The sequence below is a fragment of the Pseudovibrio sp. W74 genome (genome assembly GCF_001623085.1).
Classification (GTDB): Bacteria; Pseudomonadota; Alphaproteobacteria; order Rhizobiales; family Stappiaceae; genus Pseudovibrio.
Genome location: NZ_LMCJ01000046.1, coordinates 123,128 through 148,102, shown reverse-complemented (window position 1 = coordinate 148,102; position 24,975 = coordinate 123,128). Strand labels below are relative to the sequence as shown.

20 protein-coding genes are annotated in these 24,975 nt (G+C 52.3%); 13 read left to right on the top strand and 7 right to left on the bottom strand.

Annotated features, from left to right (window positions below):
* Nucleotides 1-25 precede the first annotated feature (25 nt).
* Both PsW74_RS20925 and PsW74_RS20920 read left to right on the top strand, forming a co-directional pair.
* Nucleotides 26-1,516 carry a hypothetical protein gene (locus tag PsW74_RS20925; protein ID WP_063288224.1) on the top strand — a complete coding sequence of 497 codons (1,491 nt, stop codon included), beginning with the start codon at nt 26-28 and terminating at the stop codon, nt 1,514-1,516.
* Between the two features lie 197 nt (nt 1,517-1,713).
* The gene (locus PsW74_RS20920; RefSeq protein ID WP_057465945.1) at nt 1,714-1,950 is read left to right on the top strand and encodes a hypothetical protein; all 237 of its coding nucleotides are present in this window, start codon (nt 1,714-1,716) and stop codon (nt 1,948-1,950) included.
* A 68-nt stretch (nt 1,951-2,018) separates the two neighbouring features.
* On the opposite strand, the gene PsW74_RS20915 is transcribed toward PsW74_RS20920, so the two are convergent.
* Nucleotides 2,019-2,897 (bottom strand): DMT family transporter, encoded by an 879-nt coding sequence (locus tag PsW74_RS20915; RefSeq protein WP_063288223.1) that lies wholly within the window; start codon nt 2,895-2,897, stop codon nt 2,019-2,021.
* Nucleotides 2,898-3,043: 146 nt separating this feature from the next.
* Between PsW74_RS20915 and PsW74_RS20910 the strand changes: the two genes are divergently transcribed.
* The gene (locus PsW74_RS20910; protein ID WP_063288222.1) at nt 3,044-3,544 is read left to right on the top strand and encodes a MarR family transcriptional regulator; all 501 of its coding nucleotides are present in this window, start codon (nt 3,044-3,046) and stop codon (nt 3,542-3,544) included.
* A gap of 205 nt (nt 3,545-3,749) precedes the next feature.
* Here the strand turns inward: PsW74_RS20910 and PsW74_RS20905 are convergent, their stop codons facing one another.
* A complete protein-coding gene (locus tag PsW74_RS20905; RefSeq protein ID WP_063288221.1) occupies nt 3,750-4,826 on the bottom strand; it encodes a zinc ABC transporter substrate-binding protein in 1,077 nt (358 codons plus the stop codon).
* A gap of 249 nt (nt 4,827-5,075) precedes the next feature.
* Between PsW74_RS20905 and PsW74_RS20900 the strand changes: the two genes are divergently transcribed.
* Nucleotides 5,076-5,555 (top strand): Lrp/AsnC family transcriptional regulator, encoded by a 480-nt coding sequence (locus PsW74_RS20900; RefSeq protein ID WP_057465942.1) that lies wholly within the window; start codon nt 5,076-5,078, stop codon nt 5,553-5,555.
* Between the two features lie 243 nt (nt 5,556-5,798).
* Nucleotides 5,799-6,920, top strand: coding sequence for a saccharopine dehydrogenase C-terminal domain-containing protein (locus PsW74_RS20895; RefSeq protein WP_057465941.1), 1,122 nt, complete (start codon nt 5,799-5,801; stop codon nt 6,918-6,920).
* 97 nt (nt 6,921-7,017) lie between these two features.
* Here PsW74_RS20895 and cydC read toward each other — a convergent pair whose 3' ends face one another.
* Entirely contained in the window at nt 7,018-8,757 is a 1,740-nt protein-coding gene (gene cydC, locus PsW74_RS20890) for a thiol reductant ABC exporter subunit CydC (RefSeq protein WP_063288220.1), read from the bottom strand.
* Nucleotides 8,754-10,559 carry a thiol reductant ABC exporter subunit CydD gene (cydD, locus tag PsW74_RS20885; RefSeq protein ID WP_063288219.1) on the bottom strand — a complete coding sequence of 602 codons (1,806 nt, stop codon included), beginning with the start codon at nt 10,557-10,559 and terminating at the stop codon, nt 8,754-8,756. Before cydD ends, cydC begins: the two co-directional genes overlap by 4 nt.
* 451 nt (nt 10,560-11,010) lie before the next feature.
* Between cydD and PsW74_RS20880 the strand changes: the two genes are divergently transcribed.
* Nucleotides 11,011-11,511, top strand: coding sequence for a hypothetical protein (locus PsW74_RS20880; protein WP_208980737.1), 501 nt, complete (start codon nt 11,011-11,013; stop codon nt 11,509-11,511).
* 45 nt (nt 11,512-11,556) lie between these two features.
* On the opposite strand, the gene PsW74_RS20875 is transcribed toward PsW74_RS20880, so the two are convergent.
* Entirely contained in the window at nt 11,557-13,056 is a 1,500-nt protein-coding gene (locus tag PsW74_RS20875; protein ID WP_057465938.1) for a CoA-acylating methylmalonate-semialdehyde dehydrogenase, read from the bottom strand.
* A gap of 190 nt (nt 13,057-13,246) precedes the next feature.
* Here PsW74_RS20875 and PsW74_RS20870 point away from each other — a divergent pair, with 190 nt between their 5' ends.
* Both PsW74_RS20870 and PsW74_RS20865 read left to right on the top strand, forming a co-directional pair.
* On the top strand, nt 13,247-14,137 hold the full coding sequence (locus tag PsW74_RS20870) for a LysR family transcriptional regulator (protein ID WP_063288218.1): 891 nt from the start codon (nt 13,247-13,249) through the stop codon (nt 14,135-14,137).
* Nucleotides 14,138-14,249: 112 nt separating this feature from the next.
* A complete protein-coding gene (locus PsW74_RS20865; protein ID WP_063288217.1) occupies nt 14,250-15,089 on the top strand; it encodes a hypothetical protein in 840 nt (279 codons plus the stop codon).
* Between the two features lie 87 nt (nt 15,090-15,176).
* Here the strand turns inward: PsW74_RS20865 and PsW74_RS20860 are convergent, their stop codons facing one another.
* Complete coding sequence (locus PsW74_RS20860; protein ID WP_063288216.1) at nt 15,177-16,688, bottom strand: phosphomannomutase/phosphoglucomutase; 1,512 nt, start codon at nt 16,686-16,688, stop codon at nt 15,177-15,179.
* Between the two features lie 109 nt (nt 16,689-16,797).
* Nucleotides 16,798-18,201, bottom strand: coding sequence for a mannose-1-phosphate guanylyltransferase/mannose-6-phosphate isomerase (locus PsW74_RS20855; RefSeq protein WP_063288215.1), 1,404 nt, complete (start codon nt 18,199-18,201; stop codon nt 16,798-16,800).
* 236 nt (nt 18,202-18,437) lie between these two features.
* Here PsW74_RS20855 and PsW74_RS20850 point away from each other — a divergent pair, with 236 nt between their 5' ends.
* The 5 genes from PsW74_RS20850 (at nt 18,438) to PsW74_RS20830 (ending at nt 24,943) form a co-directional block, all read left to right on the top strand.
* Complete coding sequence (locus PsW74_RS20850; RefSeq protein ID WP_063288214.1) at nt 18,438-19,751, top strand: acetylornithine deacetylase/succinyl-diaminopimelate desuccinylase family protein; 1,314 nt, start codon at nt 18,438-18,440, stop codon at nt 19,749-19,751.
* Between the two features lie 20 nt (nt 19,752-19,771).
* Entirely contained in the window at nt 19,772-21,283 is a 1,512-nt protein-coding gene (locus PsW74_RS20845; RefSeq protein ID WP_063288213.1) for an ABC transporter substrate-binding protein, read from the top strand.
* A gap of 197 nt (nt 21,284-21,480) precedes the next feature.
* The gene (locus PsW74_RS20840) at nt 21,481-22,428 is read left to right on the top strand and encodes an ABC transporter permease (RefSeq protein WP_063288212.1); all 948 of its coding nucleotides are present in this window, start codon (nt 21,481-21,483) and stop codon (nt 22,426-22,428) included.
* Nucleotides 22,425-23,309: an ABC transporter permease gene (locus PsW74_RS20835; protein ID WP_063288211.1), complete on the top strand. Its 885-nt coding sequence runs from the start codon at nt 22,425-22,427 to the stop codon at nt 23,307-23,309. Before PsW74_RS20840 ends, PsW74_RS20835 begins: the two co-directional genes overlap by 4 nt.
* On the top strand, nt 23,306-24,943 hold the full coding sequence (locus tag PsW74_RS20830) for a dipeptide ABC transporter ATP-binding protein (protein ID WP_057465929.1): 1,638 nt from the start codon (nt 23,306-23,308) through the stop codon (nt 24,941-24,943). The genes PsW74_RS20835 and PsW74_RS20830 overlap by 4 nt, the downstream gene beginning before the upstream one ends.
* The last annotated feature ends 32 nt before the right edge of the window (nt 24,944-24,975 follow it).

The following is a 24,975-nucleotide window of genomic DNA, read 5'->3' as shown; positions in this document are numbered from 1 at the left end:
GGTCATCTGTCTGAGGAGTGTGTCGATGCTTGGTGGTGCACAACAACAACCTGAGAGTTCAGGAAATCAAGACGAGCTGAGCTGGGCGAAACGCGTATGTCAGCATCTTGGTATCGATTTTCCTGATAGTGTGCAGCAGGCTGAGCAAATAGAAGCCAGCATGCCCAAAGCTGATGTGCTGAGCGTTGCTGACAACAAAGCCGTTGAAGCATCGATGGCGCAGATTGCTTCTGATAGTCCGGCCGCACACAAGACAGCTGACAGTCTGATCAAGAGCATAGTGACCGTATTCACGCGGCTTGAAGGTGACGACGAGCTCAAGGGCATGATGGATGCTATGCAGGCTTATACAGGCGACAATCCGAAATACGGTGTTGTCGGTCAGCTGGGTGCTGGTGGTTTTACCAAGATTGTCGACGGTGCCAAGAAGGGCAAAGAAGATAGCGATGTGACAATCCGCGAAAAAGGCACGGCCTATTTCGATTTGTCCAACTCCCCTGCTTTCCGAAAGGCTATGGAGAAGATCTATCACTCCCCTGAACTTCAGGAGAAGATGAAAGACATCATCGACATCGATTACTTGCACAGCTTCAAGTTTGGCCGCCCTCGTGGCGCGGGACCGGACAGCACGGCTCCAGATGAGTTGAAGCTTTACACTTATCGGAACGAGAACAAGCAAAACGCCTCGGAGAACCCAGAGCTCTACGGCGAAGTGCCGGGCAGTGAACAAGTTGACGGACCCGTTCCGCAGAATGATGCACTAGCAGGTCAGAGCCTGACAGCGAACCAGCGGAAGTATCGTGAGCGCAGCAAGAAAGGCGGCGATGGTGCGTGGGCAACGGCTGCTGATCTGGAAGCGAACAAACGCCTGACAGAACGCGAGATTAATTTTGCGAAGACCAATCCGCGTAACCGGCACGACAGAGAAGACTACCAGTTCAAAGAAAACAAACCTGTCAAAGCCGGTGAGATGCCGAAGGACAAGGTTATTGTTGAACACCAGCCCGGTTTTTCTGTTTGGGATGTTAAAGACGGCACAGGCTTTGCCAAGGATGCGGACCTGCACAACAAACCAACCGTTGCTGGTCCGTCCGGTACCACAGACCGCTTCCTCACCGGCATTCGCTTGCTAGGTAAAGGGGTGATGAAGGAACTGGGGCTGGAAGGTGACAATGCCGAGAACCAGGTGAAGGAACTGGGCAGATGGCTGGCGACCGGATATCTGGTTGGCGATGAGCACCACTCTGCTGTTGAGGTGAATCTGGGTGCTGCCAACCACGGTTTGAAGCCTCAATGGGGGTCTGATCTTTGTACCGAACCGTTCTCCGAGCCGATCAAGGGCAAGGGTTTTGAGATCTCCAGTGAGGCAGTTGTTGATCAGCTTGAGACCAAGCTGGAAACAGCCGAAGAGGATGCCGTGAACAGAGATGCCTACCGCTTCGATCTGGAAGGCGGCTCCAAAGGTACGGTCTCGCCAGACGGTAAGGTCAAGGCACCACCAAAACCGAGTAGATAATCTGGTTTTCCATGCAAGACATCGCTTAAGACGTGGTGTTTGGGAACAGAAAATTTCATCAAAAAATGAGCAGCCCACCCCCGTGTTTGGGCTGTTTTCATGCCCTCTCAGATTTAATCCTTAACATCCGTTAGGAGAATTTTAATGGAATCATTTCACAATGAGAACATAGGAAGAACATCAGGTGTTAGATAACTATGTCCAAGAAGTTTCAGTGGCGACAGCTTTGGAGAAATGTTCCGGATCACACTGTAGGGACAGGCGTTCTCAATACCGAGATGAGCATGCGGGTTCATCGCGAAGGTGATGATGAAGCCCGTAAGCCATGGCGGTGGGAGCTGCATCACAATGGTGTTGTGTGCAAAGGTGACGTCAACGACAAGGTTGAGGCCATGCAAAAAGCGCAGGATGCTTATATCGCTTACCTGCGCTAATCCTTAGTTTTTCAATTTGGAGCGCTTATTCTTATCTGAAAATCAGAGTCCCCTTTCGGGAATGCGCTCTAATTGGTTGCAGCCGCATCTTTGGTTTGTGCCGCGACCTTTGCAGCGCTGGGAGTCTTCAGCGCGAAAACGATACTTCCCAATACGATAAGAATGCCGACCCACTGGCGCAAACCAAATTGCTCCCCAACCAACAGCTGACCGCATAAAACAGCGGATACCGGATTGACCAGAGACAGGAAACCAATGGTTGTTGGGTTGAGCTGTACGATCCCCTTCAGCCAGTTGACCGAAGCCAGACCCATTCCCAAAATGCCGATCCAGAAGAATGCCAGCACCATGTTCAGGTCCGGCACAGGAGCTGCGCCTTCCAAAACAAGTGCGATTGGTACGGCGTAGAGGCCGCCTAATGTGACGTGCCAGCCTGTGTACGTTACCATGCTGACATCTGGTCTGCCCCATTTGCCGCTGAGGTAAACGCCGGTGAAGGTGCTCAGGCAGGCGGCCATTGCCGCACCAATGCCGATCCAGTCCAGTTCAACAGCGCCCAGCAGCAGCATGCCAACACCGAACAGGCCGATGAGAGATGCAATGAGCTGGCGGGCAACCGGTGTCTTGCCGTCCAGAATCCAGATGTAAAAGATGATCTGCAAGGGCAGTGTTGCCATAAGAGTTCCGGCCATTCCGCTTGGAAGGCGGAAAGCGGCGATGAACACAAAGAAGATCATGGAGAGATTGGTCAGACCGATGGTCATCGCTCTCTTGACCCAAGGACCTTTAAGCAAGCCCGGAGCAAACGCCAATAACAACAAGCCTGCGGGCAACAGGCGGTAGACCACCATCCAGACAGGGTCTTCTGCTGGCAAGAGCAACGTTGTAACGGCGTAGGTGGTGCCCCAAATTGCGGGCGTAAGCGCCGTGCGCAGTTGAACAAGCATGTACTTCGACCTCAATTATCTTGATCTCAAATTAATTCAATCTGATGCTTAGGATATATACGCAGATCCGTCAAGTATCTTGATCTCAAGTAATTCCTCTGCAATATACCTCTGTATTGCTGCAAGCCAGATTATTGAGAGTGACCATGACTGATCACGTTGCGCGCGTCGTGCGCCAGTGGAAGAGCGAATATCCTGAGGTGGATGCCAGCCCGATGTATGTGCTGGCCCGGATGATGCGCCTCAACATGCAGATCAACAAAGATCTTTCTGCAAACTTTTCAAAGTTTGGTCTGGCAACGGGTGATTTTGATGTTCTGGCAACGCTGCGGCGAAGCGGTGAACCTTACGCACTGCGCCCGACCGAGTTGACCAAATCCAGCATGTTGACTTCTGGCACCATGACCAGTCGCCTCGATAAGCTGGAAAAGCTGGGGTTGGTGTGCCGTAATCCCAATCCGGAAGATCGCCGGGCTCTGATGATCCATTTAACGGACAAAGGCCGCGCACTGGTGGAGGAAGCAGCCGCCGCGCACTTTGAGATGGAAGCTGAGATGCTCAAGATTCTGGATCCAGAAGACCGGGACGCGCTTGAGGGTATATTGGAAAGATGGAGCCACAGGCTGGAAGAAAACGGCACGATGTAATCTGCCTTAAGCTTGGGGCAGGCAAACTGCCTGCGCACGTTTCCTTCTTGCACATTCACTTGCGAAAACTGGCACTTGCTAAAACTGGTGAGGTCTTTGCAGTTGAGCTGGCCGCCTGTGGCTGAGTTGGGAGTATACAAAACAGACAGTGCTCGTTCACATTGCACTGCCTGTTCTGACCTATTGTTCTTGTTATCTCTTAGAATTATGAGTTGCCGGAGAGGCAGGTGTTGAAGGCACCACCCATTTGCTTAAGCAGCTCGGTGTAAAGCTGAGGGCCTGAATCCAGCGTTGATCCAAGAGGGTCGAGTTCTGCAGAGTTGACGCCTGTTCCCTCTTTCAGCACCGCAACCATGCGCGGATTGAACTGAACTTCAGAGAAGACACAGCTGACGCCCAAACCTTCCAGTTTCTGGCGAACTTCAGACAAACGCTTTGCTCCCGGCAGCACTTCCGGGCTGACAGTGACTGAGCCAACGGCATTGAGGTTATAGGCCTCTTCAAAATAACGGTAGGCATCGTGGAACACCACGAAAGGCTTGGTCCGGTTGCTTTTCAGATCAGCCTTCAGCGTCTCGGAGACTTTGGTGATCTCCTCTGCTTCCGCCTTTGCATTGGCTGCATACTTGGCAGCGTTTGCAGGGTCGGCTTTGGAGAGGGCTTCCTCAATTTCATGCAGCATGGCGATCGCATTTTGCGGATCCAGCCAGATGTGCATGTCTACGGCTTCATCATCATGCTCATCGTGCTTTTCATGATCAGCGTGTTCTTCGTGCTTCTCATTGTCATGATCGGCATGCTCTTCATGCCTTTCGTCGGCGTGTTCTGCATGTACTTCTGCAGTTTCACCGACGTGTGCTGCATGCTCTTCAGCGGTTTCGCCAGCATGATCACCGTGGTCGTGACCTTCAAAGTTGCCACCTTCACGGAAGTTCAGGAGTGTGAGACCATGGGCATCTTTCAGTGTCACGATGGTTGCGCCGTCGGCAAGGTTCTCAAGCGGGGTTTCAAGGAAACTTTCCAACTGAGGCCCTACCCAGAAAACCACATCTGCGTTGGCGATCTTGCGAGCTGTTGACGGACGCAAGCTGTAAGTGTGCGGAGAGCCTGCCCCTTCCACCACCAGATCAGGCGTGCCCACGCCTTCCATCACGCTTGCTACAAGAGAGTGAATTGGCTTGATAGATGCCACCACATTGACCTTGGCCTGAGCCAGAGCAGGAAAGGATACGCTTCCGGCAAGAAGACCGAGAATGCTTAGTGAACCTAAGAGATGCTTCATACGTTCCACAACCACTTTGTTATAATATTACATTCGGTTTGTTACTTTATAACGTCACATATTTTGGAGTGCAACGACCTTTTTGCGATTTATGCAAGGCTGGGCAAAACTCAAAATGACGGGGTAAATACCCTATTGATCTCAGCAGGTTCGCTCAGCCCTCAGCCAGTAAACTGTTAGTTTTGCCTGATCCTACTGCCAAATTAACGAGATGCCTGTTATATTGCCGCAAAATTCAAAGGACTTTCTATGGCCGAGATTAAGGATGAGCTGGACCGCAAGCTAATTGCCATCTTGCAGGGAAACGCTCGGGAACCGGTGTCTTCTATTGCACGCCGGCTGGACGTTGCCCGTTCAACGGTTCAAGAGCGCATTGCCCGGCTTGAGCGCAAAGGCATCATTATCGGCTATACGGCGATTTTGGGAGACCAAGAAGACCAGAAGCGGGTTCAGGCTCTTGTCATGCTTTCCGTTGCCCAGCAACGCTCTCGCGAACTGATTGCTCAGTTGGAGTCCTACCCTGAAATCCGCAGCTGTCTGACCATCTCCGGTGAATTTGATCTCTGCCTGATTGTTGAGCCTGACCGTCTGGAAGAGCTGGATGCTGTGCTGGACGAGATTGCTGCTATTCCAGGTGTTGAGCGCACGCGGTCCTCTATCGTGCTGACGAAGAAGTTTGAGCGACAACGACCATTCATGCCTCAAAATACCTATAGCCTTGAGAAGTAACAGATCCTAAGCATTCGTTTATTTTGCCCATTCGATTTAAGTGGCACTTTTTGCCTGCTTTCCTTGTCTCGAATCGTGTGAGCAATACACGTAAAATTCGTCATATTTACAATTTTAATGTCAATATGACATAGTTACCGTCATTTACACGAAATAAAGCGTCATTTCGTCAAGTTGCCCCATAAACTCCGGCAGTGTTTTCACGTAGACTTCTCGTCAATCGAAACAAGCTTGGAGGGGCTTATGAGCCGACATCATGTTGCTGTTGTGGGTGCAGGTAAGATCGGTGGGATGATCGCTGCATTGTTACAAGGTTCAGGTGATTATCAGATCAAGGTACTGGACCAGAGTGTGGAAGCGCTGAGTGCGCTGGACGTGCCGCATGTGACAACAGAAGCACTGGATGTGAGTGATCTGGGAAAACTCACAGAAGCTCTTAAAGGATGCGACGCAGTTATTTCAGCTGCACCGTTTTTCCTGACGCCGGTGATTGCGCAGGCCGCGAAAGATGCAGACTGTCATTATCTTGACCTGACCGAAGATGTGGCCAGCACTGCTGAAGTGGAGAAGATTGCAGAAGGCGCCAACAAGGCGTTTGCTCCGCAATGCGGCCTCGCACCCGGTTTTGTATCCATTGCCGGATATGATCTGGCAAAGCAGTTTGACAGTCTTGAAGACCTGCATCTGCGTGTGGGCGCCCTGCCCCGCTATCCGACCAACAAGCTCAAGTATAATCTGACATGGTCCACTGATGGCCTGATCAACGAGTACTGCAATCCATGCCTTGCCATCGAGAACGGCGAGTTGACCAAGGTGCCAGCTTTGGCCGGTCTGCAGCATTTCTCTCTGGATGGTGTTGATTATGAAGCCTTCAACACCTCTGGTGGCTTAGGCTCTCTTTCTGAGACGCTGAAGGACAAGGTGCAGAGCCTTCGTTATCTCTCCATCCGTTATCCGGGGCACCGGGACATCATGGAGCTGCTGCTGAAGGATTTGGGCTTCATCAACAAGCGTGACTTGCTGAAAGAAGTGATGGAAGATTCCATTCCGGTCACCATGCAGGACCGCGTGCTCATCTTCATCACCGCCACAGGCATGAAAGATGGTCGGTTCCAGCAGAAGTCCTACTCTCACGTGGTCAATGACCGTGAGATCATGGGCAAGCACTGGAGCGGTATACAGATCACCACTGCAGCCAGCATCTGTGCCACGCTGGATCTGCTCATGGATGGTAGTTTGAACGCCAAAGGCTTTGTGAAGCAGGAAAGCATCAACCTGGATGACTTCCTCTCCAATCGCTTCGGCGGCCTTTACAACAACGGTGGGTCTGATCACGAAACACCGGGGCGTCAGATCGCAGCTTGATGCTGTATATCTGATCCGTTCTGCGATCTTTGAGAGAACAAAAAAGCGCAGTTTCATTTCTGAGGCTGCGCTTTTCTTTTAAACTCGGTTTCCCGGATCAATCGTCGCGAAGGCGACCTTTGATCTCCTCAGACAATGGCAGGGTGGCTTCCCCCAGCTTGCCGTCTTCAAGCACCAGAACGCGGTCAGCACCTTCCAGCTCGCTGGCGCGGTGGGAGACCATGAGGACTGTTTTACCTTTGGTCATGGCGCGGAAGGATGCGAGTACTTTGTCTGCGGTTGCGTGGTCCAGTCCTTCCGTCAGCTCATCCGCAATCCAGATTTCCGGATTACGCAAGTAGGCGCGGGCCAATGCTAGACGGCGACCTTCACCACCAGACAGACCCAGACCACCTTCGCCCAGACGGGTTTCCAGTTTTTCCTGTCTGCCTTCGACAAGCTCCTTCAGACCAGCGTGGGCCAGTGCTTCCCAAAGCTCTGCGTCGGTTGCATCTTCACGGGCAACGCGCAGGTTCTCTGCGATGGTGCTGTGGAAGATCTGTGTGCGTTGACCGACAACAGTCAGAGCAGCACGCAATTTATCTTCTGCCATACCGCCTAGCTCAACACCACCAATCTGGATTGCACCAGATTGCGGAGTTTGCAGGCGTGCAACGATGGCTGCGAGCGTAGATTTACCAGCACCACTTGGGCCGATTACCACCGTGCGACTACCAGTTGGCAGCGCAAGGTCTACACCGTTCAAAATAGCAGCTGCCTTTGGTGTGTAGGCGAAGTGGATGTCTTTCAGGTTCAACGCATCTTTGCCAACCTCAAAAGAGGGCGTTTCAGAATTGCTGCGGGCGTTCTGAAGTGCTTCGCTGTCCTGACCTACTGTGAGCAGGGAGCGGACGCGATCAGCTGCCCCAGACATCTTGCTCCAGCTGCCTGCGCTGTTGGCGAGAGAGATGAGCAGTTCTGGCAGAGCAAGAGCTACAAACGCGAACAGAGCTATATGCTTCAGTTCCATCTGGCCTTGCTGATAGGAATAGGCGGCGAACAGGAACGTGACAGCGACCATTACCTGGCTCATGGTGCTCACCACAGCCTGATTTCGCATGTCTGTCAGTTCGCTCTGCTCTTGCACATCATCCAGCTGATTCACTGCCTTGAGTGCAGCAACACGCTGCTGTTCAAGACCACCGAAGACGGAAAGGTCACGACGTCCCCGCACCAGATCCGACACACGAACGCGCAGAGCGTCACGGGCTGCATTGAGCTTGCGTGCCTGCGCCTTTTGGCGGTGACCACCAGATTTTGCCAGAACAGTGAGGCCTGCTGCCTGAACAGCGCCCAAAGCAATGGATGCCATTGGGGAGTACTGCCAGAGGATAACCAGTGTCAGGCCAGTGATTATGGTTGCTGAGGCAAGAGGTACAACGAGACGCAGGAACAAGCCATCAAGCTGGTCCACATCACTCACCACGCGGGAGAGTGCCGTTGCGGAGCGTTGGCTCAGTGTGCCGTTGCTTTCACGGGCTACAAGACCACGGAATACGCCGGAGCGCAGGTTTGCCAGAAAACGGAAGGTCGCATCGTGTGTGATCACGCGCTCGATGTATCTACCGAAGATGCGCATGGAGGCATAAAGACGGATGCTGCTTGCCGCAGAAGATGTGTTGAATGCGATTGCGCCTGCAGACAGGCCAGCGATTGCTGTTGCGGTGATAAAGTAACCAGAGACGGCGAGCAAGGCGATGCCAGCAGCGGCTGGTAGGAATGCCAGAAATAAGCCGCCCCAGAATGCGAGCGGTTCTTCTTTTTGCAAAAGCCAGATGATGCGAAGGGACGATCTCATTGTTCTTCTCCTTCACGTTCATTCAGCTCAACCAGCACACCTTCTTTCAGGGTCAACACGCGGTCGGCTGAGCCGACAACGCGCGGATCGTGAGTTGCGACCAGAACTGGCTTGTTGTGTGCCAGCTTTTTAAGAGCCGCGACAACCTTTTGCGCGGTTGCACCGTCGAGATCGGCAGTTGGTTCATCTGCAATGATCAGTCTAGCATCCTCACGCAGGGCAGCACGTGCCAACGCAAAGCGGCGACGCTCCCCTAATGACAAGCCCTTGCCGTCTTCACCGATCTGGCCTGAGAGGCCTCCCGGGATTTTGGCGAGCAACTCATCAACTGCAGCAAGCTTCAAAGCTTGTGTGAGTGTCGCATCGTCTGCTGACTGATCAGCGCGGCGCAGGTTTGCCCGCAACGTGCCGTGGAACAGCTCAGGATTTTGCGAAAGGACGGAGATAGACTGTTGCCAGTTGGTCAAGCCGTATGAGGTGAGCGGCAGTCCGCCATAAGCAATCTGGCCCTGATCAGCTGGCAAAAAGCCGAGAATGCAATCCATCAGGGTTGATTTACCGGTTCCACTTGGGCCTTTGACAACGACCAGTTCCGGCTCTCCCAGAGACAAGTTGACGTCAGCGAGGATCTTGCGATGGCCGCGTGAAACACTCAGGTTTCGGATCGTCAGTGCGCCGGTTGCTGGCAGTGGCACAACATCGAGGCCAGTTCCGATGATATCTGCCTGACCGTCGTCCTCCAGCTGTTTTTGCAGTTCAACGATATGATCTGCTGCTGCAAGGCCTGCGGCGCGATCATGATACGCTGCAGCAAATGCACGAAGTGGTGCGAAATATTCAGGAACGATCATCAGAACGAACAGGCCACCGGCCAGTGTGAGCGGTGAGCCATATGTGCCGAAACTCCAGTCTCCAAGGAGAGAGAAGCCGACATAGATTGCGGTGATGGCGATTGCAGCGGCACTGAACAGTTCCAGCGCAGTGCTGGAGAGGAAGGCAATACGCAGAACACGCATGGTGGATGTGCGGAAGTCACCACCCAGTTTGCGGATATCGTCCTCAGAGCGTTTCACCGCACCAAACAGACGCAGGGTTTCCATGCCTCTGAGGCGGTCCAGCAGCAGCCCACCCATATCGGCAAGAACACCTAGCTGACGGTCGCTGGCTTTCTTGGCGCGGATACCAACGATTGCCATGAAGACCGGCACCAGCGGGCCAAAGATCAGCAGACACAGCGCTGCGAACCAGCTGACATAGGCGACAGACGCAATCAAGACGAGAGGGACGAGTGAAAGGCGCGCCTGAATTGGGAGAAAACGGCCAAGATAAGGGCCGATTGCCTGAATGTGCTCCACCGCGATGGACGCGATTTTACCACTTGCAGGCAGTTCGGTTGCCGGTGACAGGTTGGTTAGATTGCTCAGCAGACTGGTTTCCAGTCTGTGGCGCGCCTTAGAGGCTGCGCGAACTGCGATCTCACCGCCCCTGATGCGCAGAAAATGGCGGATCACGGCTAAGATAAGTATAGAGGCTGTTGCATAGAATGGATCAAGGCCCGGTCCGTGTGGATCGATCAGGCCAGCGATTGCCAATGCCAATAATGCTGCCTGCGGAATCCAAAGGAGTTCCGAGAGGCCTTGTAACATTGCACCGCGTTTCACCAGTTTCATTTCCGGGCGAACCGCATCCTGCAGCCAAACCTGACCCGCGGATTTTTTGCGTCCACGTTTCTTAGCGGGGGCATTTGCCTCCGCGACGTCTGCATCAGATAGCTCTGTTACGTTTGCTAGGTTTTCAGTCATTCCGCTTGTCCGGTTCCCTCTTCGCCGGGGCATCTGCCTGTAATTCATAAAGACAATTTCCGAAAAAACTCTTCAATTGCCTAGACTTGCTTGCGCAATGGAATCGACCCGTCCGGTCTGTGATTGCAACACGCTCGTTAGAATTACTCCAGTTTTTTAATAAATCGCAACAAACTCAGAGGCGAAGACCCCCCAATTTGTATGGGACATAAGCGCACAGGTGCGCATATTGAGAGATCATAGGTGCCCCGCAGAGCGTTGCTTCGCCGAGGTTTACGGGGTTTTACCGAAGAGCTGCCACGATAAAAATCAAAATGGCTCATGGATCCCCGAGTTTTCGGGAATATTAACTGCTTTCCGCTAGAGTCCCCGAGTTCTCTTATAGCTCTCAGCCTACATCGAACTAACGAGTTGATATTGCTGAATAACAACAAAAAGGAGAGAACCTGCCATGTTTTGCTCTTTTCGCCGCCTGTGTCTGGCGGCAATTTGGGGCCTGGGCCTTGCCTCCTCATCTTTTGCCTCTGAAAAAGCTGGATTTACTGCAGAACGGGATGATGTGATTCCGCCATTGGACATTTTCAAGACGATGGCAAGTGATCTGGAGCCTGAGGGCTGGATCACCTTCCAGACTCTGGACAACAAGCAGATCATCAACTTTGCCCCCATCATGTCACTGCGCTGCAGACTGAAAGAAATTAAGTATTCGATTGACTCCAAGGATCTGGATAAGAGCTTTCCTATTCCTGATTGCGATCCTGAATACCCCTTCCGTGTCGAAGCGCAGAGCATTCATAAGCCGTACGTCATGGAGTTCCCTGGCGGGACAGTGCAGGCCCTTGCAGTGCAACTGACGTGGGATGACGGAAGCACCAGTAACACTGTCTATTATGAACCCTGCCGCGCGGTTGGTGCCGCGCCCTGCGCCTATCCTCTTGGTAGCAACGAATAAAAAAGGCGCTCAAAAGAGCGCCTTTCAAACTGTCAATCCGAAGGTTTAGCCCATTGTTGGGATAGAGAATTCTGCACCTTCCTTCACACCTGAAGGCCAGCGGGATGTCACTGTCTTGGTGCGGGTGTAGAACTTGAAGCCATCTGGGCCGTGCTGGTTCAGATCGCCAAAGCCAGAACGCTTCCAGCCACCAAAGGTGTGGTATGCGAGCGGCACAGGGATTGGAACGTTGATGCCGACCATGCCGATGTTAATGCGGCTTGCAAAGTCACGTGCAGTGTCACCATCACGGGTGTAGATTGCAGTGCCGTTGCCGTACTCATGATCCATTGGCAGGCTCAGAGCTTCTTCATAGGTTTCTGCGCGTACAACAGTCAGAACCGGACCAAAGATTTCTTCTTTGTAGATGTCCATGTCTTTGGTTGCGTTGTCGAACAGGCAAGGACCAACGAAGTTACCGTTTTCATAGCCCTGCAGTTTGAAGTCACGTCCGTCAACAACAAGCTTTGCACCCTGCTCAACACCGGAGTTCACCAGACCGAGGATACGCTCACGTGCCTGTGGGGTGATGACTGGACCGAAGTCAACGTCGTCGCCTGCAGTGTAAGGGCCAACTTTGAGAGCTTCAACGCGTGGGATGAGTTTCTCGATGAGGCGGTCTGCAGTTTCCTGACCAACAGGAACAGCAACGGAGATCGCCATGCAGCGTTCGCCAGCAGCACCGAAGCCTGCGCCAACCAGAGCGTCAGCAGCCTGATCCAGATCAGCATCCGGCATGATGAGCATGTGGTTTTTCGCGCCGCCGAAGCACTGAACGCGCTTACCGGAAGCTGTACCACGGGTGTAAACGTACTCAGCAATCGCGGTGGAACCAACGAAGCCAACAGCCTGAATGATTGGATCATCAAGGATTGCGTCTACGGATTCTTTGTCACCGTTCACAACGTTCAAAACGCCGTCTGGCAGGCCAGCTTCCTGCATCAGCTCAGCCAGCATCATTGGCACTGACGGGTTGCGCTCGGATGGCTTGAGGATGAAGGAGTTACCAGCTGCGATCGCAACACAGAACTTCCACATCGGAATCATTGCCGGGAAGTTGAATGGCGTGATGCCAGCAACAACGCCCAGTGGCTGACGCATGGAGTACATGTCGATGCCAGGACCTGCGCCCTCGGTGAACTCACCCTTCATCATGTGTGGTGCGCCGATGCAGAATTCTGCAACTTCCAGACCACGGATCACGTCGCCTTTAGCGTCCGGGTGTGTTTTACCGTGCTCAGCAGACAGCTTGGATGCCAGCTTGTCCATGTCGCGGTGAAGCAAAGTCACGAACTTCATCATTACGCGAGCGCGGCGCTGTGGGTTGGTTGCAGCCCATGCTGGCTGCGCTTTTTCAGCGACGGCGACAGCTTCCTGCATTTCTGCTGCAGTTGCCAAAGCAACCTTTGCAGTTACTTCACCGGTTGCAGGGTTGAAAACGTCTGCAGTGCGGCCGGACTTGCCAGCAACGCGCTTACCATTGATAAAATGACCGATCTCTTCCATGAGGTCCTCCCTCTCCAGGTCTATTCTTGCGGCCCGCAAACACATGCGTTTTACAGGTCTGCGAGCGAATTTCTTTATGCCCCTAGCATGAACTATATTTTTCGCATATCAATGAGATAATATCCGAAACCGTTGTGCAAAAATTAAAGTACGATCCGTGCAGCATGTGGACTGGGAGCTATCAAAAATCATGAACTGGGATGATGCAAGAGTGTTTCTTGCTGTGGCGCGCTCCGGACAGATTTTGGGCGCTGCACAGCGGCTTGGCCTCAACCATGCAACGGTTGCCCGCCGCCTTTCCGCGCTTGAAACTGCTCTGCAGGCCAAGCTCATTGATCGGCGCACCACGGGGTGTGCGCTGACCAGCGAAGGTGAGCGGTTCTTTGAGTTTGCTGAATCGATGGAAACGGAGATGCTTTCCGCCCGCGCCGAGATCGGTGGGACGGATGTGGAGCTTTCCGGTGCTGTGCGCATTGGTGCACCCGATGGCTTCGGGGTGGCTTTTCTGGCGCCGCGTCTGGGTGCACTGAATGAGCGTTATCCTGATCTCACGCTTCAGCTGGTGCCGCTGCACCGGGCTTTCTCTCTTTCCAAGCGCGAAGCTGATCTGGCAGTTACGGTTGGTCAGCCTGAACATGGACGTCTGGTGAGCCGCAAGTTGACTGACTACTCATTGGGTCTTTATGCCTCTCGCGCTTATGCTGAACGCTACGGGCTGCCGGAGAACGAAGAAGAGCTGAAAGAGCATCGCCTGATTGGCTATGTGGACGACCTAATCTTTGCCTCTTCGCTCAACTACTCCGCAGAATTTTCCAAGGACTGGCAGTCTCGCCTGGAATGTGCCAGCGCACTCGGCCAGACCGAAGCTGTGCGGGCAGGCAGCGGGATCGGAATCCTTCACGGGTTCATTGCAGATGGCAATGATGATTTCGTTCCAGTGCTTCCCAAACGTCGTATTTCGCGCAGCTATTACCTTGTCACCCATGAAAGCGCACGACATCTGCGCCGTATTAAAGCGGTTTCTGATTTCATTGGTGACTTGGTAAAGCAGGAGAAAGATCTCTTTAGAAATCATCTGTAACGCTTTGATTTGGAAACCGAATTAAGCCTTTAAAATTATAAATTGTCATTTTTGATAATTTATAATATACAGTGCGGATCACTTCCCTACTGTAACTTGAAGGCAAAATGAGATGATTGGTAAGCTTGCGGAGTTCGTTGGCGTTCCTATGATTGTTGTCGCGATTGTCGCGACCCTGCTTTACTTTGATTTTGGCGGATCCCTCACACAGGAAAGCCATGCAGCTGATGGCAAAGGTCAGCAGGCTCTCCTGGACACTCTTGCACCGGATATCCCTTCCCTGCCTGTGATCAAGATTGAATTTCCGAATCTTTACAAGGACCTGCAGAGCCAGATTGAGAAAGAGATTCAATCAGGGGCAGATGAGCGCGTGCTGGCTAAGCGTCTGCATGACTTGCTTTACCGCGCACTTCAGGTTTATCGCCCACTGCTAAAATATGCTGATGACGATAAGATCATCACGGTCCTCAAGGCCAAACGTGCTCTCACCTTAAAACTGAAGAAAAGCAAAGGTGAGCTGGTTTGTGCTCAGGTTTTTTCCGGTTCCACTGGTGCGTTTCTGGACAGCTATACCGTGGTAGAGAGTGAAAGCACGCAGGAAGGGCTCGCGCTATTCCAGTTGCTCGCGGATGCTCAGGTTAAAGCCAAGGACGACGGGCTCGTGATCCATTACACCGCTGAGCCTGCGCAGAAGAAAGTGCGTGTGATTGGCAAGCCTGCGGATAAGCCGACTGATGCAGATTTGTATCTGCCTGCGAACCCGGCATTTGATGCTCTGATGAAGGTGTATCCAATGGATTCCCTAAGCCGCATTTTCGCTGCTGATCCAACCGATACAAAGCTGTGTGATAGTGAGGTCCGCCTTTACGATGCTCTTGTTGGCCTACCCGCACCACATGGCCCTGCAATGCGCAAATACATCGTGGACCTGCTCTACTTCGCTGGCTACTAACCTGCCCAAGGTAAGCAAAGCGCCTAAAACAAAAAAACGCCGGCCTTTTTGGACCGGCGTTTTTTAGTCTGTTTTTTAGGTGGTATCTTAAGCGAGTTCTGCCAGTGTCTGGTTGTAGTCACCAACCTCTGGGTTCTCGCGAAGAACTGCATCCATTGCTTTGAACATCTCGTGCAGGCGCACTTCTGAGACCGGGCTTTCAACAACAACAACCAGCTCTGGTTTGTTGGAGGATGCACGGACAAGGCCCCATGTTCCATCTTCACACACAACACGGACACCGTTCACGGTGATCAGATCAGCTATATCCTGACCAGATACCTTCGCGCCGTCAGCATGCATGGATTTGAAGCGCGCAACCACACGATCAACTACATCGTACTTGATCTCGTCCGCGCATTTGGCGGCCATGGTTGGGGAGCCCCAGGTCTTCGGCAGATCGCGGCGCAGGTCAGCCATGCTCTTATCCGGATTGCGGTCCATCATATCCAGAATGGCAATCGCTGAGACAACACCGTCATCATAGCCACGACCAATTGGCGGGTTGAAGAAGTAGTGGCCGGACTTTTCAAAACCAGCAACAGCACCAAGCTCAGTTACGCGGCGCTTGATGTAGGAATGGCCTGTTTTGAAGTAATCGGTCTTTGCACCATTGGCCTTGAGGACCGGATCGGTGTGGTACAGACCAGTTGATTTTACATCAACCACAAACTGGCTTTCCGGATGAAGGGCGGAGATATCGCGAGCCAGCATGACGCCGACTTTGTCAGCGAAGATCTCTTCACCTTCGTTGTCGACCACACCACAGCGGTCACCATCCCCATCAAAACCCAGACCAACTTCAGCACCGGTTTCCAACACTTTGTCACGGATGGCATGAAGCATCTTCATGTCTTCCGGGTTTGGATTGTAGTTCGGGAAGGTGTGATCCAACTCGCAGTCCAGCGGAATGACATCAACGCCCAGCGCTTCGAGAATACGCGGTGCAAACGCACCTGCGGTTCCGTTGCCACATGCAACAACAGCTTTGATTGGGCGCTTGAACTTCTCACGCTCTGTGAGATCAGCGATGTAACGGTCAGTCAAATCAGGATGGTATTCGTAAGCTCCGCCACCACGCAGGTCACTGGCGCCTTCCAAAACGATCTCTTTAAGGCGGCCCATTTCTTCTGGTCCGAAGGTCAACGGGCGGTTTGCACCCATCTTCACACCAGTCCAGCCGTTGTCGTTGTGGGAAGCAGTGACCATAGCAACGCATGGCACATCCAGATCGAACTGAGCGTAATAAGCCATTGGAGACATAGCGAGGCCAATGTCGTGCACTTTGATACCCGCAGACATCAGGCCAGTAACCAGTGCCATCTTGATGGATGCGGAGTAGCCGCGGAAGTCGTGACCGGTGACGATCTCAGGACGTACGCCAAGTTCATGAATGAGGGTTCCAAGTCCCTCGCCCAGCGCCTGAATGCCCTTCAGGTTGATCTCTTTTTCAAAGAGCCAGCGTGCATCGTACTCGCGAAAACCGGTCGGCTTGACCAAAGGTGTCGTTTCATAGGCCAAGGTGTTTGGCGTTAGCTGTGAATCCGGCTTAACTGACATAATTTCTCCTAGACAAGCTTCAGGTCACTGGTAATGCAGAGACGTGACGCTTTTATCAAACTCCGTTTGGTTGTGAGACGTTTCTCACCCAACGGTTTTCAAATTCACGTTATACTCGCAGGATATCATCCTCGGCGATGTATGCGCCGGACTGGACTTCGATCATGCGAACCGGGATTTTTCCCGGGTTTTGTAGTTTGTGCCTTGCGCCAAGCGGGACAAACACGGACTGATTTTCTGAAATCAGCTCATCTTTTCCATCAATGGTCACTTCCAGCGTGCCACTTACAACAACCCAGTGCTCTGCACGGTGGATGTGGCGCTGCAAGGTCAGGCCCTTGCCGGGCTCAATCATCATGGACTGGACGCGGAAGCGCTCGCCTTCAGAGATGCGCTCGCTCCAGCCCCATGGACGATACACGCGGCGGTGCTGTACGGTTTCCGGCCTATTGGCCTTATCCAGTTGCTCCACCACCTTCTTCACGTCCTGTGCCTTATCTTTTGCGGCAACCAGAAGCGCATCCTTGGTGTTGACGACCACAACGTCTTCAAGCCCTACAACACTGACGAGGGCATCTTCAGAATAAACGAGGCAATTTTTGGACTGTTCGAAGATCGCTTCGCCCAAAGCGGAGTTTCCCTCATCATTCTTCGCCATAGACTCCCAAATAGCAGGCCAAGATCCAAGATCACTCCAACCCGGGTCGGTTGGAACGCAGGCGACGTTCTCTTCATTCTCCATAATCGCATAGTCGAAGGAGATATTGCGCACCTGAGCGAAGGCTTCTTCTTCAAGCCGCAGGAAGTCCAGATCGCGTCGTGCGTTTTTGGAGGCCCTAGCAACTTGCTCCCAGATGTCAGGCGCATGTTTTAAGAAAGCGTCGCGCATGGCAGCTGCGGAGTACATGAAGATGCCAGCATTCCAAAGGTAGTTGCCGTCTTTGAGGAACTCTTCAGCCGTTGCCAGATCCGGTTTCTCGACAAAGGCATCAACTTTGCGGACAGATGCTGCCCCCTCGCAGAGTTTGATATAACCGTATCCGGTGTTGGGTTCGCTTGGCTCAATACCAAATGTGACGATCTGACCAGCTTCAGCAGCTGCATGAGCGGCATCGACAGCACACAAGAACTCCTTGTCATCAGCGACCAGATGGTCCGATGGTAACAGGAGGACAATTGCGTTTTTATCTGTTTCAAGCGCCATGAGTGCAGCAAGAGCAGCGGGAGCAGCCGTGTTTCGTCCGCATGGCTCTAATACTATAGCTTGTGGCTCTATCCCAAGTTCGGCCATTTGCTCACCGATCAGGAAGCGATGATCCTGATTTGAGATAACCAGCGGTGCACGGAACTGCTGGGAGCTGACACGCTCACATGTCTTTTGAAAGAGACTTTGACCTGAAAAGATTGGCAAGAATTGTTTTGGCCTTTCTCTACGCGACAGAGGCCAGAGGCGAGATCCAAACCCACCCGACAGAATCACAGGTGTGATTTTGCTTATGCTATTGCCAGTCATATTTTCAGGATCACTTTCAAACAAACGAATAGACTATTCGTAAACTTAGATGCTGTAGCCCAAAACCCTCAAAACACGTGGAGTTTCAGTGTTCCACACATTCTCTCGAAAATAATTAAGGCTTTTTACCAGTCTGCGTGCTCCGAGATACTCCATTATTTTTCAGGGGTATTAAGTCGATTTGGGAACGGTCACGATATCACTTAATTCATTTAAGCATTTGTTCTGGGGGGAAGATGCGGGAGGAATTAAGCCAATCCGTTGAGCGGAAAGTGGATGAGCTTGTTGCGCTCACTCGTGACCTGATAGCTTTTCCGACAATCAACCCTCCCGGAGAAGCTTATCGTCCCTGTGCAGAGTTCATTGGCGAACGTTTGAAGCGTAAGGGCTTTTCTGTCGAGTATGTCAGAGGAGAAAGCACCCCCGGAGACTCTGACCGCTACCCGCGCATCAATGTCATTTGTCGCTATGAAGGTCGCGGTCCCGGTCCTTGTGTCCACTTCAACTCCCATATTGATGTTGTCGAGGTGGGGTATGGCTGGACGGTCGATCCCTTTGCTGGCGTGGTAAAAGACGGAAAGGTCTTTGGGCGCGGTGCCTGTGATATGAAAGGTGGTTTGGCTTCTTCCATAATCGCGGCAGAGAGTCTGATTGAATGTTTCCCAGAGTTTTGTGGTGCCATCGAGATATCTGGAACTGTTGATGAGGAATCCGGCGGCCTTGGCGGTGTGGCTTATCTTGCCAGACATGGCTACTTTTCCAAACCGCGTGTCGACCATGTGATCATCCCCGAACCTTTGCACAAGGATCAGGTTTGTCTTGGGCACCGAGGGGTGTGGTGGAGTGAAATTGAGACGCGTGGTTCGATTGCTCACGGCTCAATGCCGTTTTTGGGTGACAGTGCAATTCGTCACATGAGTGCTTTCCTGAATGTGCTGGAAAACGAGCTTTACCCTGCGCTAAGCAAAAAACAAACACAAATGCCGGTTATTCCTAGAGGCGCCCGATCATCCACGTTAAATATCAATTCCTTACATGGCGGGCAAGATGAAGGACACGATGGTCTTCCCTCCCCTTGCGTTGCAGATAGTTGCCGCATCATACTGGATCGTCGATTCCTGATTGAGGAGCCGCTGGAGGATGTGAAACAAGAGATAGTTGAAATATTAGAAAATCTGCGTAAAACACGTAGAAATTTCGAATATGAACTGAAGGATCTCCTTGAAGTTCTCCCCGTGATGGCAGAGAAAGACTCCCCAGTCGCTCGCGCTGTTGCAGGCGGAATTAAAGACGTGCTTCAAAAGGATGCATCATATGTTGTCTCTCCGGGGACTTATGATCAGAAGCACATAACACGATTGGGCCACTTGCACGATTGTATTGCGTATGGTCCAGGCAAACTTGAGATGGCGCATAGGCCGGACGAATTTGTTGGAATTGAGGATCTCGTTGACAGCGCCAAAGTGATGGCGCTGGCCGCGTACTCTCTTTTGACGGAGCCTGATGCAAGACCGATAACAAGAACACTGTCTGATCACGTGCACTCTTAAAGTATAAGGGACGGAATGGAATGCATGCAAAGTCATTAAAAAGCCGGCTGCTTTGCCTTGCCGGAGGCGCGGCCCTCGTCCTTGCTGCACTAACAGGTGCGCACGGTTCTGCTGAAGCCAAATCTTCCCTGTCTTTGGGAATGGTACTCGAACCACCGCATCTTGATGCAACTGCAGGGGCTGCAGCTGCTATCGATGAAGTGGTCTATCAAAACGTTTTTCAAGGCCTGACACGTATTGGGCCAGACGGAAGTGTTCTGCCCTCTCTCGCCAAATCGTGGGATGTGAGCGAAGACGGCATGACCTATCGCTTCTATTTGCAAACGGGTGTCCTCTTTCATGATGGAACGCCGTTTTCTGCTGATGACGTAAAGTTTTCCTTGGATCGTGCTCGCGCTGAAGGCAGCGTAAATGCACAGAAGCCGCTCTTTGCAGCGATCTCTGATGTGGTTGTCGTAGATCCGCAAACCGTTGACATCAAGCTCACTACGCCAAGCGGAAATCTTGCTTACAATCTGGCTTGGGGCGATGTGGTAATTGTATCTCCTAAAACGGCTGAGACGAACAAGACGCAGCCTGTGGGCACCGGACCGTTCAAGTTTGACCGTTGGATGAAGGGGCAGGAAATTCGGATTTCCCGTTTCGACCAGTATTGGGGTGAACAACCGAAGCTGGATAAAGCCTCTTTCCGTTTCATCTCTGATCCTAATGCCGCTTTTGCTGCAATGATCTCTGGCGATCTGGATGCGTTCCCGACATTTTCCGCTCCAGAGACCATTATTCAATTTCAAGCGGACCCACGCTTTGAAGTTGCTATTGGCACGACTGAGGGTGAAACCATCCTTGCGATGAACAACACTCGCGGCCCGCTCAAGAACAAGCTCGTGCGTCAGGCAATATCGCATGCGGTCAATAAGCAAGCCCTGATTGACGGGGCAATGTTTGGACTTGGTACGCCAATTGGAACGCACTTTGCTCCGCACCATCCCGCTTATAATGATCTGACGGGGCTTTACCCTTACGATCCGGCAAAAGCGAAAGAACTTCTTGCCAAAGCTGGGTATCCAGATGGCTTCAGCGCAACGCTGAAACTGCCACCACCAACCTATGCCCGTCGTGGTGGTGAGCTGATTGCCTCTGATCTGAAGAAGATCGGCATTGATTTGAAGATCGTACCTGTTGAATGGGCGCAGTGGCTTTCCGAGGTCTTCAAGGAAACCAATTACGATTTCACGATCGTTTCTCATGTTGAGCCGATGGATATTGGTATCTATGCGCGCGATAAGTACTACTTCAACTACAACAGTGATGCCTTCAAACAACTGATTGAAGAGCTGAATGTGACTGTTGACGAAGAGAAGCGGTATGAGCTTTTGAAGCAGGCACAGCAAGTCATCTCCGAGGATGCTGTGAACGTCTACCTGTTCCAGTTGGCGAAGTCTGCTGTGTGGGATGCCAATGTGAAGGGGCTTTGGCGGAACTCCCCGACACCGGGTAACGATCTATCACAGGTCTATTGGGCGAATAACTAAAAACACCTAGCAAATACACGTAGATATTTGCACAGGACTGCGGTTGCAACCGCAATCGCAGTCCTTCTCAATTGCTATTCCAAATTATATGGTTTAAGCGGTTGCCAAACTGACAGTTACTTTAGGGGTAACCCTTTTCTCTCATTGTGCAATTTGCTTGTGCAACGCAAGTTTGATTGGTTTAGCGGATTTGTCCGATGCTCTGGTTTGCGTTCCTTCGTCTCATAGGCTTACTGACAACTCTCCTGGCCGCAAGCCTCGTCATCTTCGTTGTGCTTGAGGTTATTCCAGGTGATCCAGCTGAAGTGATGCTTGGGCTGAATGCGCAGCCTGACACACTCGCAGCTCTGCGCGCTGAACTTGGCCTCAACGCTCCTTTATCCACCCGCTATGTGAACTGGTTGCTGGGCATGTTGCGGGGTGAATTTGGTGTGAGCTACACATATTCAGTTCCGGTTTCTGAACTGATCGGCGAACGCATTCAGGTCAGCCTTCCGCTTGCAACTGGCGCACTGATCCTCTCGACAGTCATCGCTATACCAATCGGCGTTTACTCTGCCCGCTATCACGGCAAGGTCATCGACACGGGTATTATGTCCATTGCCCAGATCGGCATTGCTATCCCGAACTTCTGGATTGCCATTTTGCTGGTTTACGTGTTTGCGATTGTACTGAGGGTTTTGCCATCTGGTGGTTTCCCGGGTTGGGATGTGAGCTTCTTTGGCTCATTGCAGGCGCTCTTGTTGCCCGTTATCGCACTGGCTCTTCCCCAAGCCAGTATTCTGGCCCGCGTGATGCGCTCAGCCTTGCTGGATGTTTTGCATGAAGATTATATCCGCACAGCGCGCGCCAAGGGGCTTTCCAACAAAGCCACGCTTTGGAGACATGGCGTACGCAACGCTCTTATTCCGGTCCTGACTATTCTAGGTCTTCAGTTCTCTTTCCTGATCGCAGGTACGGTGATTATTGAGAACCTCTTTTACCTACCAGGCCTAGGGCGTCTGATTTTCCAAGGCATTACTCAGCGCGATCTGATCGTAGTGAAGAGCAGCGTCATGCTGCTCGTTGCTCTTACAATCTTTGTGACATTCCTTGTCGACATCGCCTACGCAGCCATTGATCCGAGACTGAGGCGACGTGCATGAATCAGGAACTCCCAAGTTATCCGCCGCTTGCCAGTTTTGACGAAATCTCCATCTGGAAGAAAGCCTTTCACAGTCGTTCTTTCGTGATCGGGGCAGTGCTTGCTCTCGTTATTCTCATTGCCGGGGTTACTTCCCTCTTCTGGACACCCTATGCCATCGATGTTCTGGATGTTTCCAAGCGCCTTAAGCCGATGAGTTCTGAATTCTGGTTTGGGACGGATCAGTATGGTCGCGATATCTTCTCCATGCTGATGGTTGGCGCCCGCACCTCCATTATTGTAGCGCTGATTGCTGTTGGCATCGGCATGCTGATTGGCGTACCATTGGGACTTCTGGCAGCGGCCCAAAAGGGCTTTCTGGAAGAACTGGTGATGCGCACCAATGATCTGATTTTCGCATTTCCTTCTCTGCTCTCTGCTGTGCTAATCACGTCCATCTTTGGGCCTGGAACAATCAACGCTGTAATTGCGATTGGCATCTTCAATATTCCGGTTTTTGCCCGCGTTGCGCGCGGTGGTGCCTTGTCTCTTTCAGGACGCGAGTTTTTGCTTGCCGCCCGTCTTTCCGGCAAGAGCTCGTTTTTGATCACTTTGGAACACGTTATTCCGAACATTGCCAACCTGCTGATTGTACAGGCGACCATTCAACTTTCTCTTGCGATCCTTTCAGAGGCAGGCCTCTCCTATCTTGGTTTGGGGACGCAACCACCGATGGCGAGTTGGGGCCGCATGTTGTATGAGGCCCAGACCATGGTTGCCTTTGCACCGCAGCTGGCGCTTTATCCGGGATTTGCGATTATCTTTTCCGTTCTCGGCTTTAACCTGCTTGGCGATGGGCTTAGGGATTTGCTGGATCCTAAGATGCGGAGGAGAGTTGCGTGACCTCTGTTTTTTCCGCCACTGACCTTTGCGTTTCCATTTCTGGCAAGCCGATCCTGCGCAATGTGAGTTTTGACCTTGAGCAGGGTAAAATCCTCGGTCTTGTTGGCGAAAGTGGCTCTGGTAAATCCATGAGTGCGCTCTCAGCCATGCAGCTTTTACCAGAGGGTGCTCATCAGATTGGTGATCTGATGTTTGAGGGCAAGAACCTCACGCGCGCTACAGATACAGAGATGACCCATGTACGTGGCAAAGACATCTCTATGGTCTTTCAAGAGCCTCTGACCGCTCTCAACCCAACCCGCACCATTGGCGAGCAAGTTGCTGAAGGCCTTCGCTGGCATCAGGGTCTTACACGCAAGGAAGCGATGGACCAAACCATCGATGTTCTGGAACGGGTTGGCCTAGGTCTTGAATATGGTTTAATTGATCGTTTCCCCCACCAGCTTTCCGGCGGACAGAGGCAGCGCGTTGTCATCGCCATTGCCATTGCCTGTAAGCCCAAGGTGTTGATTGCGGATGAGCCGACCACCGCACTTGATGTGACGGTTCAGGCCCAAATCCTGACATTGCTGAAAGACATCGTGCGCAAAGAACAGATGGCCATGCTGCTCATTTCGCACGATCTGGCAGTTGTTGCTGACATGGCAGACACTGTTGCGATTATGAAGGACGGGGTGATTGTTGAGCGCGGCCCAACTTGTGAGCTGTTCGACAACCTTTCTCACCCCTATTCCAAGAAGCTGTTTGAAGCCTCCAACCACGTACCTGTTCCGCGGCAAGAGCCGGTTGACGAGGTCACACAGCCACTCTTGAAGGTGAGCAACGTGCTGCGGGAATATCCTCTCCCTCGCGCCAGCATCTTCACACGCAGACAGTGGCACCGAGCCGTGCAGCATGTCTCCTTCCACGTCGCCCCTCGTCAGAGCATGGGACTGGTGGGTGAAAGTGGATGCGGTAAATCCACCCTTGCACGCACTATTTTGGGACTGACGCCTCCCAACGCAGGCCATATTCAGTTTCTTGGCAAAGACCCCTACTCGGTTTCACGAAAAGACCGTCAGGATTTGCAGCTGGGCATTCAGGCCGTGTTCCAGGATCCTTATGGAAGCTTTGATCCGCGGCATACGGTTGAACGTACCGTGGGTGAGCCTTTGCACCTCATGCGCAACGAACTGTCTCGTTCTCAACGTAAAAAACGCGTTCATGAGGTTTTGGAAAGCGTGGGGCTTTCCTCTGCAGATGCCAACAAATATCCGCACGAATTTTCTGGCGGACAACGGCAGCGTATCGCGATTGCTCGTGCGCTGGTCACCAATCCAAGCCTGATCGTCGCGGATGAACCCGTTTCTGCGCTTGATGTTTCCATCAGAGCACAAATTCTGGATCTCTTTGCAGATTTGCGTGATCGGCTAGGTATGGCTTATCTGTTCATTTCACACGATCTGTCTGTTGTGCAGGCTATCACTGACCGGGTGATTGTGATGAACGCTGGCCGGATTGTTGAAGAAGGTCCAACCGGAGAAGTCTTTTCCAATCCCAAACATCCTTACACACGTATCCTTGTTTCTGCGGCACCAGACCTCAACGAAGCCTTGCGCAGGCGCAGAGAAAAAGAGAACAAAGATACGCATTGAGCGCTATTGCCTGAAGCAAACCAATGCAGCTA